Below are 14,651 nucleotides of genomic sequence, written 5' to 3'. Positions count from 1 at the left end.
TTTAGACCCCACTTACTGCTTATCGAAATATTCATTAGTACAACAAACAATTTAATTTTTTGGAGCAATTATGGGAAAGATTATCGGTATCGACTTAGGAACCACAAATTCATGTGTTTCAGTCGTTGAAAACAATGCACCTAAGGTTGTCGAAAACGCAGAAGGCGCTCGCACAACTCCATCCATCATCGCTTATGTTGAGGATGGCGAAGTATTGGTTGGTGCGCCTGCAAAACGTCAATCAGTGACGAATCCTAAAAACACCATCTACGCAGTGAAGCGTTTGATGGGTCGTAAATTTACAGATCCTGAAGTGCAAAAAGACATTAGCTTGATGCCTTATTCAATTATTGCCGCTGATAACGGTGATGCTTGGGTTGAAGCGCGCGACAAGAAAATGGCACCACAACAAGTGTCCGCCGAAATTTTGCGCAAGATGAAAAAAACTGCCGAAGACTATCTCGGCGAAGAAGTGACAGAGGCGGTTATTACTGTTCCTGCTTACTTTAACGATAGCCAGCGCCAGGCTACTAAAGATGCTGGCCGTATTGCTGGCTTGGACGTAAAGCGCATCATCAACGAGCCTACTGCTGCTGCATTGGCTTTTGGCTTGGATAAGCAAGACAAAGTAGATCGCAAGATCGCTGTGTATGACTTGGGTGGCGGTACATTCGACGTATCCATTATCGAGATTGCCAACGTTGACGGCGAGAAGCAATTTGAAGTGCTCTCAACCAACGGCGACACATTCTTGGGTGGCGAAGACTTTGACCAACGCATCATTGACTGGATCATTGCGGAGTTCAAGAAAGAACAAGGCGTTGATTTGAGTAAAGACGTATTGGCATTACAGCGCTTAAAAGATGCGGCTGAAAAGGCCAAGATCGAATTGTCATCTGCACAACAAACAGAAATCAATTTGCCATACGTGACAGCTGACGCTAGCGGTCCTAAGCATTTGAACTTGAAGTTGACCCGCGCCAAGCTGGAGTCTTTGGTAGAAGAGTTGATCAAGCGAACAGCTGGTCCTTGCTTGACTGCCATTAAAGACGCTGGTGTAAACGTAGCAGATATCGACGATGTTATTTTGGTCGGCGGTCAAACCCGTATGCCTGCAGTTCAGGACAAGGTAAAAGAAATCTTTGGTAAAGAGCCTCGTAAAGACGTTAACCCAGATGAAGCAGTTGCTGTTGGTGCGGCAATTCAAGGTTCCGTATTGTCTGGCGATCGTAAAGACGTATTGCTCTTGGACGTTACCCCATTGTCATTGGGTATCGAAACTCTTGGCGGCGTAATGACCAAGATGATTCCGAAGAACACAACCATTCCTACTAAGCATTCACAGGTTTACTCCACTGCAGAAGATAACCAGCCTGCTGTAACCATTAAGTGCTTCCAAGGTGAGCGTGAGATGGCTGCAGCTAACAAATTGCTTGGTGAATTTAATCTTGAAGGCATTGCTCCGGCACAACGCGGTATGCCACAAATTGAAGTGACCTTTGACATCGATGCCAACGGTATCTTGCACGTAACTGCAAAAGATAAAACGACTGGTAAAGAGAACAAGATCACCATCAAGGCAAACTCTGGCTTGACCGAGGAAGAGATTCAACGCATGGTGAAAGATGCTGAAGCCAATGCCGCTGAAGATAAGAAAGCATTAGAGCTGGTTACTGCCCGCAATACTGCCGATGCATTGGCTCACTCAACCAAGAAGGCCTTGGAAGAGCATGGCGCCAGCTTAGAAGCTGCTGAGAAAGAAGCGATTGAAGCAGCCCTCAAGGACTTGGATGAAGCTATTAAAGGTAGTGACAAAGAAGCGATTGAAGCAAAAACAGAAGCATTGGGTAAAGCAAGTCAGAAGTTGGGCGAAAAGGTTATGGCTGCTGAGCAAGCTAAAGCGGGTGGCGCTGCTGCTGGTGCAGCTCCAGGCGGCGCAGCTCCTGGCCAAGCTCCTGATGCAGATGTTGTTGATGCGGATTTCAAAGAGGTTGATGACAAGAAGTAATTCTGAAATCAGACATTCATTGACGTAGTTTTGATGTACTTAAATAACAAGTCGGCCTCGTGCCGACTTGTGCCATTCAGGTTGTTGAGAGGAATAGGCCGTGCCTAAAAGTAAACGCGATTTTTATGAAGTGCTTGGTGTAGCAAAAGGTGCCAGTGATGATGAGCTGAAAAAGGCTTATCGAAAGATGGCGATGAAGCATCATCCAGATCGCAATCCCGATAGCAAAACGGCTGAAGCCCAATTTAAAGAAGTTAAGGAAGCATATGAAACCTTAACCGATCCCAATAAGCGCGCTGCTTATGACCAATATGGTCATGCTGGTGTTGATCCTTCTATGGGCGGTGGTTTTGGCGGCGGCGGATTTGGTGGTGGCGGTTTTGCTGATGCGTTTGGAGATATCTTTGGAGATATCTTTGGGCAAGGCGGCGGTCGCCAGTCTGGTCCACAAGTCTATAAAGGCGCTGATCTGCGCTACAACATGGACATTACCCTTGAGCAAGCAGCTGAGGGGTATACAACCCAAATTCGCGTTCCAAGCTGGAGCAATTGCAAGCCATGTCATGGCACTGGCGCTGAGCCAGGAACGAAAGCAGAAACATGCACAACCTGCGGTGGGCATGGTCAGGTGCGCGTTCAACAAGGCTTCTTCTCTATGCAACAAACTTGCCCTAAGTGCCGCGGCACAGGCGAGTACATTCCGAAGCCCTGCAAAACTTGTCATGGCACTGGAAAACACAAAGAACAAAAAACACTCGAAATCAAAATACCAGCAGGTATCGATGATGGCATGCGTGTGCGTTCTGTTGGTAACGGCGAGCCAGGCATTAACGGCGGACCTTCTGGCGATCTATATGTAGAAGTGCGAGTCAAACCCCATAAGGTTTTTGAACGTGATGGTAGTGATTTGCACGTACAAATGCCTATCTCCTTTGCAACCGCAACCATCGGCGGAGAAATAGAAGTGCCTACGCTTGCAGGGCGCGTTGAGTTTCCAATTCCCGAAGGTACCCAAACTGGTAAGACATTCCGTTTGCGTAACAAAGGCATTAAAGGCTTGCGCTCAACCTTGGTAGGTGATCTTTTTGTTCATGTATTGGTGGAGACTCCAGTCAAGCTGACCGATGAGCAGAAGAAATTGCTGCAGAAGTTTGATGACAGCCTGAAATCCGGCGGTGACAAACATAGCCCTCAGCAAAAGGGTTGGTTTGACGGCGTAAAGAGTTTCTTTAGTTAATAACTAGTGTGTAGGCTGGCAGGCAATTAGCCTGCAAAGCCATGTTCAGGTCCGGGGAATTTCCCGGACTTCACTTCACGTACGTAAGCCTTAATAGCAGCTTCGACTGAGTGATGGCCATCCATGAAGTTTTTGACAAACTTCGGTGGTTTGCCTGGGCTGATACCCAACATATCCTGCAGTACCAACACTTGACCAGAGCAATCTGGGCCAGCGCCAATTCCAATCGTGGGGATATGTAATTCGGCAGTAATTCTTTCGCCTAGCGATGAAGGAATAGCTTCAAGTACTACCATTTGTGCTCCTGCTGCTTGGCAAGCAAGTGCTTGTTCGAGCATCACACTAGCCGCATCTTTTGATTTACCTTGTACCTTATAGCCACCCAATACATGAACGGATTGTGGCAATAGGCCTAAGTGTGCACACACAGGCACACTACGCTCTACTAAGTGACGGATGATATCTACCTGCCAGTCACCGCCACCCTCAAGTTTCACCATATCTGCACCGGCACGCATCAGCTCAGCAGAAGACTCCAAAGCTTGTACTGGATCACCGTAGCTCGCAAATGGGAGGTCGGCAATCAAAAACGCATGGGTATTTGCGCGAGCCACACACTCGGTGTGATAAGCCACCTGCCCTACGGTAACGGGTGTTGTACTGGAGTGCCCCTGAATCACATTGCCTAGAGAGTCGCCAACCAAAATGGTTTCCACTCCACAACGATTCAGGAGTGCGGACATGGTTGAATCATATGCAGTGAGCATAGAAATTTTTTCACCCTCAGCATGCATTGCGAGGAGCTTAGTAATTGTGATTGGCTTATCGCCTTGTAAGTAACCCATGGCGAGAGTTTAATGAATTAATGCGCCGATTGGCTATAAACGTCTTTTTCCCCGCAATTACAGTTCCTGCAGGGGAGTTTTTCGATTCTTTGGTGGGCAACATTGGGTAAATAGGCTTTGAGTTCTCCCCACTGCGGCAAAAAGATTTCGGGGGCTATTTCAAGGAGGGGTAGAAGTACAAACGAACGCTCAATGATCTTGGGGTGAGGAAGCATTAACTCCGTTTCATTCTGGGTCACCCCTTCAAACGAGAGAATGTCGAGATCAAGAGTGCGAGGGGCATTTGCGTAGGGCCGCTCGCGACCAAACTCTTGTTCAATCGTTTGGCATACATGCAATAGGCCATAAGGCGTTAATTCAGTTTCGACTTCAATGACGGCATTAATGTAATCACCGCCAGTCGCTTCTACCGGAGCACTTTGATAAAAACAGCTTTTTGCCAGAATTTGGAGTTCGGAGCGCAATGCCAGGCAAACAATGGCATCAGTAATAAGCTGACGCGTGTCACCAATATTCCCGCCAAATCCGATATATGCCCGTGCCATAGAATTCCAAACTAGAGATGAAACTACTTTACTGAAATTTCTCTAAGTCTGCTTAGCTTGCTGCACCCTCTGGTGGCAGCGCTGATTTTGGCTTTCTGCGGCGGCGTCTTTTGGCTGGGGTAGGGCTGTTCCCGGATTCATTTTTAGCGCTAGCCATGAGCTCGTCTTGCCCCGCCGGATCTGCCGCAATGAAGTCTGTCCACCATTGGCCGATAGCGGGATTTAGTTCGCCAGTGGCGCAGCGAAGCAACATAAAGTCATAACCCGCACGAAAGCGAGGGGATTCTATGAGGCGGTAAGGATAGCGACCTACGCGTCTTTCAAAGCGCGGCTGCATAGACCAAATCTCCCGCATATCACTCTCAAAGCGTCTTTGAATAGTCATACCACTGCTTTGGGTGGCAATCGTGTCATCCATAGCATCATGCAGGGCTGGGATATTCGCCATACCTTTACTAGAATTGGCTTTCCAATTCTTCAAAAGATCCGGCCAAAGTAAGGTGGCAAATAAAAAGCCAGCTGAAACACTTTTGCCGGATTGGATTCGTTCATCCGTGTTGGCTAATGCAAGCTTTACAAAATCATTAGCACCTTTGGAGTCTTCACCCTCATCCAGAATGTGATCCAGTAATGGCAGTAAGCCATGATGGAGTCCGGCCTCCTTTAAGCCTTGTATAGCGCGCCAAGAGTAGCCTGACATCAGGAGCTTGAGGATTTCATCAAAGAGTCGGGCAGAAGGAACATCATTTAGTAGCTTGCCAAGTTTGGCAATTGGTGCGCGCGTAGCGCTGTCTAATTCAAAGCCAGTTTTGGCAGCAAATCGAACTGCTCTGAGCATGCGCACAGGATCCTCGCGATAGCGTTTGGCTGGATCACCAATCATGCGCAACGTTTTCTTTTGCATGTCCGCCATACCGCCGTGATAGTCAAGTACGGTCTCAGAGGATGGGTCGTAATACATGGCATTGATCGTGAAATCACGTCTCGCCGCATCTTCACCCTGTGAGCCCCAGACGTTATCGCGCAGAATGCGACCGCTTTCTGCGACATGATCTCCAGCGTTATCCAGCAAGGCGCGGAAGGTCGATACCTCAATGATTTCAGGATGACCCTTACCAAAAAAGGTTACGTGAACAATCTGAAAGCGGCGCCCAATAAGACGGGCTTTACGAAATAGTCTTTGTACTTGATCTGGTGTTGCATTGGTTGCAACGTCAAAATCTTTAGGGCTAATGCCAAGCGCAAGATCGCGTACAGCGCCACCAACGATAAATGCTTCATAACCTGCTTGTTGCAAAGTGTGAGTCACCTTGACTGCATTTTTGGAAAGCAGGTGAGGGTCAATACGATGCGATTTTTTGGGAATACGTTTCGGCGCACCAGTATTGTTTGCCTGGGTGTGCTTGACCATCGGGTCACGCCGCAAAATACGTTTGATAAATTTAGTGATCATGCAAACAATTCAAGAATGGGCCAGTTGCGCTGCTTGGCTTCATTGCGAAGGCGATCATCTGGGTTAGTAGCAACTGGATGACTCACTTTTTCAAGTAAAGGTAGATCGTTCATCGAGTCGGAGTAAAAATAACTGTAGGGCAAGCGATCTAATGAAAGCTTTTGATTAGCCAACCAGTTATGTAGGTTCTGAATTTTGCCTTCGCGAAAATTAGGGGTACCCTTCACTTCGCCGGTATAGTTGGCCAAAGGCTGGTTATCGGCGGTAGCTGGCTCTGTAGCAATCAGATGTTCAATGCCAAAACTTTCTACGATTGGGCGAGTCACAAAACTATTAGTAGCCGTTATCACGCAGCAAAGATCACCAGCATCTTGGTGTCGCTTAACTAAATCAAGTGCTTCTTGCCGAAGTTGACCGTTAATCACCTCTTTCATAAAAGCGTCATGCCATTCTTTGAGTTGAGCGCGCGAGTGTTCGGATAGTGGCTTTAAGGCGAAGCGTAGAAATTCATGAATATCAAGTTTGCCCTCTTTATAGTCTTGATAAAAACGTTCGTTTTGCCGAGCGTAGTATTCGCTGTCAACAACACCAATACGAGCCAAAAATTGGCCCCATTCATAATCACTATCGCAGGGCAACAGGGTGTGGTCTAAATCGAAAAGGGCTAGCTGGGTCACGAATGAATATGTAATAAATTATTTAGGCTGCAAGAGCTCGCGGACAAGCGGCAAGGTTACAGCACGTTTTGTTTCTAAAGAGTAAGCATCTAAGGCATCAATTAAGGCCATTAAGCTGGGCATATCCCGATAGAAGCGGCTTAATAACCAAGGCAATACATCGGGCGATAAAACCAGTCCTCGCGCTTTGGCTGCCTCACCTAATGCCTGTATTTTCTCATCATCATCCAAAAGCTGTGTCTGAAACACCAAACCCCAGCCCAGACGGGTTCGCAGGTCTTCTCGAAGCTCTAGGGCGGCGGGGGCGGCTGAACCAGCCATAAAAATGTGCAGCGCTTTGCTCGCTTGCACCGTATTCAGAATCCGAAATAACGATCCCACGAGGCGCTCATCTAATTGATCAACGTCATCCACTGTAATGACTGAGGGCGTATTACTTTGTGCCAGTGAACTCATATTTTCTTCGAGTCGAACCCAGGATGTGGGTTCTGATGGCGTAAGAGCAACATGTTCAAGACCAGCATTTTTGGCAGCATTTTCGATGGCCTCTAGCAAGTGTGTGCGCCCAGAGCCCTCAGGCCCCCACCAATAAATCCAACGTTGATTTAATGGGTTGCTAGAAACTTCGCTACTCGATTTTCCCCAAGAGTGCGCGATATTTTTTAACGCAGAAATCAGTGCGAGATCTTTTCCGGGGAGATAGTTTTCCAGACTCGCTTTAGGTGAGTGACTAATATCCAGTGCAAATTGTTTTGGAAGCGAAGGTGTATTCATTACTACCAAACTTATTTTTGATACCAAGAGCTTTGCGTATAGATAGACCAAAGATACTTGACTAGGACTAAGCTGACAGCGCTGATAGGTAATGCCAGCAAGACACCAAAGAAGCCGAAGAGCTTGCCGAACAACAGCAAGGCAAACAAGACTGCAACAGGGTGCAAACCAATGCGCTCACCCACTAAGCGAGGCGTTAAGAAAAAGCCTTCTAAAAATTGCCCGATGCCAAACAAGATCAGTACCCCAACAATTTCAGTGCCTGGACCAAATTGGAGAAGCGCTGATAAAACTGCAAGCGTAAGGCCTACGGTGATGCCGATATACGGGATCACAATCATGAGTGCAGTAAATACACCAAGTGCTGCCGCACCTTTGACGCCAATGAAGCTCAAGCCCGCACTGTAATAAATCGCCATGATAGAAATAACAATCAACATACCGCGCAAGTATTGCGAAAGTAATCCATCGGTATGCATGGCTAAGTGATGAACTGTTTCTTGTGCACGCACAGGAACTAGTCCTTTAATGAGACTGAAAAAGTGGTTCCAGTCCATTAGTAAATAGAACATTACAAAAATGATCAGCACTGCATTTACAAAGCCTGCAATGACTGAGCTGCCGGACATCAGTACGGTGCTGACGACAGAAGTCATCAAGCTGTCGGCATTGTCATTAATGTGCTCGGTGATTTTTTGTGTAGCACTGGTTTTGAGGGTTCCCCAGTCGGGATTAATATGCAAATCACTGAGTTTTGGGCCCAGCCAGGCTTGAGTATTGGCAATCCAATCCGGTAGTTGGGCCTTAATGAGAGGAATTTCATACTTGAGAAGGCTGATTAAAAGGCTCAAGATGAAAAAAACGAGACAAAGCCCTATCAGCATGCTGGTCGCAGCGGCTAGCGCGCGAGGCAGGCGATGCTGCTCAAGCCACAGGCAAACAGGGCGTAGGGCGTACGCAAGAATGAATGCAGTGAGAAAAGGGGTAAAAATTTCGGCCATCTTGCTTCAATCCTCTAGAATTCAATGATTCTACTGACGAAGTAGCATTTTTGACTAATATTCCGGCTCCGATATGACTTCACCTACTAATTCCTCCTCAAATGGCCTTTCTTACCGTGACGCTGGCGTTGATATTGACGCTGGGGACGCTTTAGTTGATCGGATTAAGCCGTTGGCTAAAAAGACCATGCGCGAGGGTGTATTGGCTGGAATTGGCGGCTTTGGAGCGCTGTTTGAGGTGCCTAAGCGCTATAAAGAGCCGGTATTGGTGTCAGGAACAGATGGCGTAGGCACTAAGCTCAGGCTGGCTTTTGAGTGGAATCGTCATGAAACCATTGGTCAAGACTTGGTAGCCATGAGTGTGAATGACATTCTTGTCCAGGGTGCTGAACCCCTCTTTTTCTTAGATTATTTTGCTTGCGGCAAGTTGACTGTCGATACGGCGGCAACGGTTGTGGGTGGTATTGCTAAAGGTTGCGAATTATCGGGTTGTGCATTGATTGGTGGAGAGACTGCGGAAATGCCGGGAATGTACCCACCAGGTGAATATGATCTCGCTGGATTTGCAGTCGGCGCAGTTGAGAAATCCAAAATCATTACTGGTGCGACGATTGTTCCAGGTGACGTTGTATTAGCAATTGGATCTAGTGGTGCTCACTCCAATGGTTACTCATTGGTACGCAAAATTATTGAGCGCGCTGGCGCAAAGCCAAGCGATGATTTAGGTGGTCGCCCATTGGGTGATGTAGTGATGGCGCCTACTGAAATTTATGTGAAGCCCCTCCTGAAGTTAATTTCTGAAATTAATGTAAAAGGTATGGCCCACATTACTGGAGGTGGTTTGGTTGATAACGTACCGCGTGTGCTACCAGAAAATACTCAAGCTGTTTTGCATCGCGATAGTTGGCAAATGCCAGAGCTCTTCCGTTGGTTGCAAATGAAGGGTGGCGTAGCTGATGCAGAAATGGTACGCGTATTTAACTGCGGCATCGGCATGGTGGTTATTGTTGCTCCTGATCAAGCGGATGCTGCGATCAAGTCATTGACTGCGCAAGGTCTAAAAGCTTGGACGGTAGGTGAAGTAGTTGAGCGTCCAAAAGATGCTCCGCAAACGATTGTTATTTAAGAGCAATTACTGCCCACTTACTTCTTTAGGTTTTTCTTGCAGTAGTCTACGGCCGCCTTCATTTCCTCGGCGTTGAAGGGGTCAAATGTTTTTCTTCCCTCAATCGCGCGTAGCCAAGTAAGCTGACGCTTTCCTAGCTGCCTGGTTGCTGCCAATGCCTTATAACGCATTTGTTCAGCATCAATTTCGCCATTCAGAAATTCCCATGCTTGGCGATAGCCGACAGATCGTATTGCCGGAAGATCAGCATGTAATCCAGGATTGGCATGTAGAGCTTTGACTTCATCTATAAATCCAGCAGTGAGCATCTCATCAAAGCGTTTTTCTAAATTGAGATGCAATCGTTTGCGATCACTAGGCTCTAGTGAAACTAAATCAATCCATGATGGAATTGCGGAGCCTTCTCTACCATCTTCACTTGGTGAGTCAGCCAGCAGTTCTGACATGGGCTTGCCTGTAATTTCAAAAACTTCTAGCGCACGTTGAACACGTTGAGAGTCATTGGGTTTCAAGCGAGCTGCAGTGTTGGGATCGACTGTTGCTAGCTTGTCGTGCATCGCAGGCCAGCCGATAGTTTTTCCCTCTTCATCTAAGCGGGCGCGAATTTCTGGATTGGCTGGCGGCAGTGAGGAAAGACCATGTGCCCAAGCGCGCCAATACAGCATTGTTCCACCAACAACCACAGGAATATTTCCGCGCTCACGAATTTCGTCGCAGAGACGATTTGCATCCTTGGCAAAGCGCGCTGCTGAATACACTTCAGTTGGGTCGATGATGTCAATTAGATGGTGAATCACTGCTGCTTGTTCAGTCTTGGTAGGTTTAGCACTACCGATATCTAAACCTCGATAGACCAGCGCAGAATCCATGCTGATGAGTTCAATCGTTAAACCAATGGATTTGGCATACTCAGCCAAAGACATGGCGAGATGGGTTTTGCCTGCACCAGTTGGCCCAACAATGCAAAGAATGGGGGCTTCATTTAGAGCATGCATAGGCTGAATGTAAGGTTCAGTTGGCATACCTGATTATAAGAGCCTGTTAATATCCGCAACAACCCATAAATTAGAGAGCGAGTGAATGGATACCCTTTTGCAATTAGGCGATTTATTGCTGCATATTGATAAACATCTTGATGTGGTCATTCAGCAATATGGTCCTTGGGCTTACGGCCTATTGTTTGCGATTGTTTTTGCAGAGACGGGTTTGGTGATTGCACCATTTCTACCTGGCGATTCACTCTTATTTATTGCTGGTGCTTATTGCGCTACTGAGCATTTCAATATTTGGACTTTATGTATCGGCTTATTAATTGCAGCCATTGCGGGCAATACCGTGAACTATTTCATTGGTCGCTGGATTGGTAAAAGGGTCTTTAGTAGTCGATCTCGCTGGATTGACCAGGGCGCGTTATTAAAAACACACGCTTTTTATGAAAAGCATGGTGGTAAGACCATCATTGTTGCGCGTTTTTTACCCATCATCAGAACCTTTGCGCCGTTTGTTGCTGGCGTTTCAGAAATGAACTTCTCACGCTTTCAGCTATTTAATATTACTGGCGCTTTACTCTGGGTATTTAGCTTGGTGATTGCCGGTTATTTCTTTGGAAATATTCCAGTGATTCGCCAAAACCTGAATGTGATTGTATTGATTGGTATTGGTGCGGCAGCGATACCAGTGGTACTGGCTGCTCTCTATAAAATTTTTCAGCGCAAGAAAAACTAAATGCTTTCTTAATGCAGTTTGGTTTGGCTTTCGAGCGTAGCAATATGCTCGCGAATATCGTTTGCATCTTCAGCTTCAGGAGCTTCGCTGAGATAACGATGCATATCCTCCAAGGCTGGACGCAAATACTCCAGCTGAGCAAAGATTAAGCCGCGGTCACGAATCTCTTCGACAGAGTCTGGAAGCAGAATCACCAGCCGCTCTTGAATTCCCAGTAGACGTTCCCAGCGTTCATGCTCTGAGTAAATCATTTTCAGGTTTCTTAGGTAGCGCGACAGAATTTCCCTAGAACTAGACGCACGCAGGAAGATATTGAGCGGGAGACTGAGTTCGCCTCGATATCCTTTGGCATCCAAATAAGGATCTAACATTTCTTGTAGTTGAGTTTTTGAGAAGGATTCGCCGGTTAAGGGGTCCATAATCACTTCGCCTTGTTGCAGGGAAATACGCATCATGAAGTGATTCGGAAATGAAACCCCTCGAATCTTTAAACCAATTTGATTTCCTAACTCCATCATGAGAATGGCTAAGGAGATTGGAATCCCTCGACGATTTTCGAGTACGTAATGCAAGTACGAATTTTCGGGCGCATAAAAATCATTGGGGTTGGGTCCAAAACCCAGCTCGGTATAAAAGAAATGCTTCAGAATTTGTAGGCGCTGAATCGGTGATGTATCGGGTGTGACGCGCGACTTTAATTTATTACCCAATTGATCGAGCTTATCTAGCAGCCCTTGTACATCCAAATCGGGATAAGCATGCTGTGCAACAGCAATTGCGGCCTCAGTTAAAGGGAAGTGTTCGTCTTCGGCAACTAAGGAGGTGAAATAGTCGAGTTGTTGTGTTGGCATAAATCCTATTTTGCATGACGCAAGAATTTTTGCCAGCGAATTCCAACTAAGCCCAGGGATACAAAGTAAACAATTGCTGCAGCAGCTAACCATGCGGACAATAGACCAATGCGCAGCCACGGTTCAGCCTGCAGGGCGATCCAATTGTGTGCCCCTGCAGCGTAAAAAAGTACTGCCGCGAAGGGAATAAGGGCAAATAGCAGTTGTCCCAGGTATTTAGTCCAGGCTGAACTAGGAAGGGCTCCGCGGCGATGTAGGCCAATCCAAAGTAGGGCGGCGTTCAGGCAGGCGCCCATCCCAACTGAAAGTGCAAGGCCTGCATGGCCAAACCAGGGAACAAAAACCAGATTAGCTAATTGGGTTGCTACCAAAACAAGCAGTCCAATTTTGACGGGTGTTCGGATATCTTGGCGCGAATAAAAACCAGGCGCCAAAATCTTGACCAGGATTAAGCCAATGAGTCCGACGCCATAGGCCGCGAGTGCACGTTGCGTCATCAACACATCTAGCGCATTGAATTTGCCGTAGTGATACAAAACTGCAGCCAAAGGTTCGCCAAAAATAAATAGAGCAATTGCTGCAGGCGCTGCTAGCAGGAAGGTAAGCTGCAAGCCCCAAATCAAAAGTTCACCGGCGTGCACTAGATCGTTTTTGGCATTCGCTTTGCTGAGGCTGGGTAACAGAACTGTGCCAAGGGCTACACCCAATAGTGCAGTTGGAAATTCCATTAAACGGTCTGCATAGGAGAGCCATGACACGCTACCTGCTTGTAAGCGTGAAGCGATATTGGTATTAATGATGAGGGAGATTTGCGCAACGGATACAGCAAATACTGCGGGCCCCATTAGCTTGAGTACGCGTCTTGCATCCGGATTAGAGAAGGCTGCTTTGATCGCCCCAGGCAGCAAACCAATGCGAGGTAAAAGCCCAATACGAGAGAGTGCCGGAACCTGAATGGCCAATTGCAAAACGCCACCGCATAAGACACCAATGCTTAAGGCATAAATAGGTTGATCTAAATGTGGTGCCAAAAAGATGGCGCTACCGATTAAAGCGAGATTCAGCAAAACAGGGGTAAAAGCCGGAATTGCGAACCGGTGATAGGTGTTCAGAATGCCGGCTGAGAGTGAGACCATGGAAATCAGCCCGATATAAGGGAACATGATGCGGGTCATGACAACGCTAGCGTCATAAGCCTGACCCCCTTTAAAGCCTGTAGCAATGACCAAAATGAGCAATGGGGCGCCAATTACGCCCAGCAATACCGTGAGGAGCAAAGCCCAAAATAAGAGCGTGGCGACCGCATTAATGAGGATTTTGGCCTTGTTTTGGTCCTCATTTGTCGAAATTTCCCCCAAAATTGGCACAAAAGCCTGGGAAAAGGCCCCTTCAGCAAATAGCCGGCGCAGTAGATTGGGTAGTCGAAAAGCCACATTAAAGGCGTCTGTCCACTCGGAAGCCCCGAAACTACGGGCAATCAGGGTTTCCCGAAGCAGGCCCGTAATTCGGGACAGCATGGTCAGGGAGCTAACCTTGGCAGCGGCAGAAAGCAGATTCATGAGCCGATTTTCACCTATTTATTGGTCGACTGGGCTTTTTTGCCCCTTTAAGGTAAAATCTTGGGTTTTGGCGAGCTTGCTTATGAATCTGGCAAGTCCGCAAGATTTTTAACTAATCGCATTTTGCAATTTATAGAGGCAAGGTTTAAAGATGGCCAATACAGCACAAGCGCGCAAGCGTGCACGCCAAGCAGTAAAACAAAACGAACATAACTCCAGTTTGCGTTCAAAACTCCGCACTTCCATTAAGGCAGTTCGTAAAGCGATTGAAACTGGTGATAAAGCGGCTGCTGCAAAAGTATTCGCAGCAACTCAATCAACAATCGACAAGATTGCTGACAAAAAGATTGCTCACAAAAATACTGCTGCTCGTCAGAAGTCACGTTTGTCTGCAGCCATCAAGGCGATGGCAGCGTAATACAGTTTTAGTTTTAGGCTGGTCGAAGTAGTTTCGACCTAAGCCCGCTCCTCATCAGAGCGGGTTTTTGTTTTTAAGGCTGGGTCGGGGCTGCTGGGTTGAATTCACATGCCTCTTCGATCGGTAGGCTATTGTCTTTGGCAAAGTTCATGACAAAGTCTAGCGCTCTAGGATCTAGGTCCCCCAGTCTGGTATCAATAACAACGCATTTCACTTTAGCAATAAGCACTGGTCTGACGTAGGGCGAATAAGTGAAGCGAGGGTCCCCGGAGTCACCGGGAGGGCGAAAAGTAGCCATCACCCCGCACAGACGCTCCGCCCAATCGCTGGGCCGAAATGGTTTGCCAGAAGTGGTAATGCCTTGAATGAAAAGCTTTTTGTGGTTCAAGTTCGCGTAATGATGGTTGTAGAAAATAGTATTACTAAGCCCTC

General features: G+C 47.2%; 15 protein-coding genes. 5 read left to right on the top strand and 10 right to left on the bottom strand.

Annotation, left to right across the window (positions count from 1 at the left end):
- Positions 1-70: 70 nt before the first annotated feature.
- A complete protein-coding gene (gene dnaK / locus ICN23_RS02790; RefSeq protein WP_216230821.1) occupies positions 71-2,008 on the top strand; it encodes a molecular chaperone DnaK in 1,938 nt (645 codons plus the stop codon).
- 100 nt (positions 2,009-2,108) lie between these two features.
- Complete coding sequence (gene dnaJ, locus ICN23_RS02785; RefSeq protein ID WP_216230820.1) at positions 2,109-3,245, top strand: molecular chaperone DnaJ; 1,137 nt, start codon at positions 2,109-2,111, stop codon at positions 3,243-3,245.
- A gap of 26 nt (positions 3,246-3,271) precedes the next feature.
- Here the strand turns inward: dnaJ and panB are convergent, their stop codons facing one another.
- The 6 genes from panB to ICN23_RS02755 are packed head-to-tail and all read right to left on the bottom strand — an operon-like array spanning position 3,272 to position 8,540.
- The gene (gene panB, locus ICN23_RS02780; RefSeq protein ID WP_216230819.1) at positions 3,272-4,090 is read right to left on the bottom strand and encodes a 3-methyl-2-oxobutanoate hydroxymethyltransferase; all 819 of its coding nucleotides are present in this window, start codon (positions 4,088-4,090) and stop codon (positions 3,272-3,274) included.
- Positions 4,091-4,107: 17 nt separating this feature from the next.
- Complete coding sequence (folK, locus tag ICN23_RS02775; RefSeq protein WP_216230818.1) at positions 4,108-4,635, bottom strand: 2-amino-4-hydroxy-6-hydroxymethyldihydropteridine diphosphokinase; 528 nt, start codon at positions 4,633-4,635, stop codon at positions 4,108-4,110.
- Between the two features lie 52 nt (positions 4,636-4,687).
- Positions 4,688-6,088 (bottom strand): polynucleotide adenylyltransferase PcnB, encoded by a 1,401-nt coding sequence (gene pcnB, locus ICN23_RS02770; protein ID WP_216230817.1) that lies wholly within the window; start codon positions 6,086-6,088, stop codon positions 4,688-4,690.
- Positions 6,085-6,765 carry an HAD-IB family hydrolase gene (locus tag ICN23_RS02765; RefSeq protein WP_216230816.1) on the bottom strand — a complete coding sequence of 227 codons (681 nt, stop codon included), beginning with the start codon at positions 6,763-6,765 and terminating at the stop codon, positions 6,085-6,087. Before ICN23_RS02765 ends, pcnB begins: the two co-directional genes overlap by 4 nt.
- An 18-nt stretch (positions 6,766-6,783) precedes the next feature.
- Entirely contained in the window at positions 6,784-7,539 is a 756-nt protein-coding gene (gene hda, locus ICN23_RS02760) for a DnaA regulatory inactivator Hda (RefSeq protein ID WP_216230815.1), read from the bottom strand.
- A gap of 11 nt (positions 7,540-7,550) precedes the next feature.
- Positions 7,551-8,540, bottom strand: coding sequence for an AI-2E family transporter (locus tag ICN23_RS02755; RefSeq protein WP_216230814.1), 990 nt, complete (start codon positions 8,538-8,540; stop codon positions 7,551-7,553).
- A gap of 73 nt (positions 8,541-8,613) precedes the next feature.
- Between ICN23_RS02755 and purM the strand changes: the two genes are divergently transcribed.
- Positions 8,614-9,666 (top strand): phosphoribosylformylglycinamidine cyclo-ligase, encoded by a 1,053-nt coding sequence (purM, locus tag ICN23_RS02750; RefSeq protein ID WP_216230813.1) that lies wholly within the window; start codon positions 8,614-8,616, stop codon positions 9,664-9,666.
- Between the two features lie 17 nt (positions 9,667-9,683).
- On the opposite strand, the gene miaA is transcribed toward purM, so the two are convergent.
- Positions 9,684-10,688 (bottom strand): tRNA (adenosine(37)-N6)-dimethylallyltransferase MiaA, encoded by a 1,005-nt coding sequence (gene miaA / locus ICN23_RS02745; RefSeq protein WP_216230812.1) that lies wholly within the window; start codon positions 10,686-10,688, stop codon positions 9,684-9,686.
- A 58-nt stretch (positions 10,689-10,746) separates the two neighbouring features.
- Here miaA and ICN23_RS02740 point away from each other — a divergent pair, with 58 nt between their 5' ends.
- Positions 10,747-11,391, top strand: a complete 645-nt coding sequence (locus tag ICN23_RS02740) for a VTT domain-containing protein (RefSeq protein WP_216230811.1) — start codon at positions 10,747-10,749, stop codon at positions 11,389-11,391.
- An 8-nt stretch (positions 11,392-11,399) separates the two neighbouring features.
- Here ICN23_RS02740 and ICN23_RS02735 read toward each other — a convergent pair whose 3' ends face one another.
- Both ICN23_RS02735 and murJ read right to left on the bottom strand, forming a co-directional pair.
- Positions 11,400-12,242, bottom strand: a complete 843-nt coding sequence (locus ICN23_RS02735; RefSeq protein ID WP_216230810.1) for a SirB1 family protein — start codon at positions 12,240-12,242, stop codon at positions 11,400-11,402.
- A gap of 5 nt (positions 12,243-12,247) precedes the next feature.
- Positions 12,248-13,801: a murein biosynthesis integral membrane protein MurJ gene (murJ, locus tag ICN23_RS02730; protein ID WP_216230809.1), complete on the bottom strand. Its 1,554-nt coding sequence runs from the start codon at positions 13,799-13,801 to the stop codon at positions 12,248-12,250.
- Between the two features lie 151 nt (positions 13,802-13,952).
- Here murJ and rpsT point away from each other — a divergent pair, with 151 nt between their 5' ends.
- Positions 13,953-14,219, top strand: a complete 267-nt coding sequence (gene rpsT / locus ICN23_RS02725; RefSeq protein WP_062310407.1) for a 30S ribosomal protein S20 — start codon at positions 13,953-13,955, stop codon at positions 14,217-14,219.
- Between the two features lie 73 nt (positions 14,220-14,292).
- Here rpsT and ICN23_RS02720 read toward each other — a convergent pair whose 3' ends face one another.
- Complete coding sequence (locus ICN23_RS02720) at positions 14,293-14,607, bottom strand: DUF3579 domain-containing protein (protein ID WP_068320842.1); 315 nt, start codon at positions 14,605-14,607, stop codon at positions 14,293-14,295.
- Positions 14,608-14,651: the final 44 nt, after the last annotated feature.

Origin of the sequence: Polynucleobacter sp. MWH-Jannik1A5 (genome assembly GCF_018881795.1) — a bacterium.
GTDB lineage: Bacteria > Pseudomonadota > Gammaproteobacteria > Burkholderiales > Burkholderiaceae > Polynucleobacter.
The sequence above is the reverse complement of the archived record's forward strand: the minus strand, read 5'-3'. Positions and strand labels throughout refer to the sequence as shown.

Excerpts from the sequence above, each read along its gene's own strand:
- murJ (WP_216230809.1), bottom strand. The coding sequence starts at position 13,801 with ATGAATCTGCTTTCTGCCGCTGCCAAGGTTAGCTCCCTGACCATGCTG.
- rpsT (WP_062310407.1), top strand. The coding sequence starts at position 13,953 with ATGGCCAATACAGCACAAGCGCGCAAGCGTGCACGCCAAGCAGTAAAA.
- purM (WP_216230813.1), top strand. The coding sequence starts at position 8,614 with ATGACTTCACCTACTAATTCCTCCTCAAATGGCCTTTCTTACCGTGAC.
- ICN23_RS02735 (WP_216230810.1), bottom strand. The coding sequence starts at position 12,242 with ATGCCAACACAACAACTCGACTATTTCACCTCCTTAGTTGCCGAAGAC.
- ICN23_RS02755 (WP_216230814.1), bottom strand. The coding sequence starts at position 8,540 with ATGGCCGAAATTTTTACCCCTTTTCTCACTGCATTCATTCTTGCGTAC.
- folK (WP_216230818.1), bottom strand. The coding sequence starts at position 4,635 with ATGGCACGGGCATATATCGGATTTGGCGGGAATATTGGTGACACGCGT.
- dnaK (WP_216230821.1), top strand. The coding sequence starts at position 71 with ATGGGAAAGATTATCGGTATCGACTTAGGAACCACAAATTCATGTGTT.
- miaA (WP_216230812.1), bottom strand. The coding sequence starts at position 10,688 with ATGCCAACTGAACCTTACATTCAGCCTATGCATGCTCTAAATGAAGCC.
- ICN23_RS02740 (WP_216230811.1), top strand. The coding sequence starts at position 10,747 with ATGGATACCCTTTTGCAATTAGGCGATTTATTGCTGCATATTGATAAA.
- pcnB (WP_216230817.1), bottom strand. The coding sequence starts at position 6,088 with ATGATCACTAAATTTATCAAACGTATTTTGCGGCGTGACCCGATGGTC.
- panB (WP_216230819.1), bottom strand. The coding sequence starts at position 4,090 with ATGGGTTACTTACAAGGCGATAAGCCAATCACAATTACTAAGCTCCTC.
- hda (WP_216230815.1), bottom strand. The coding sequence starts at position 7,539 with ATGAATACACCTTCGCTTCCAAAACAATTTGCACTGGATATTAGTCAC.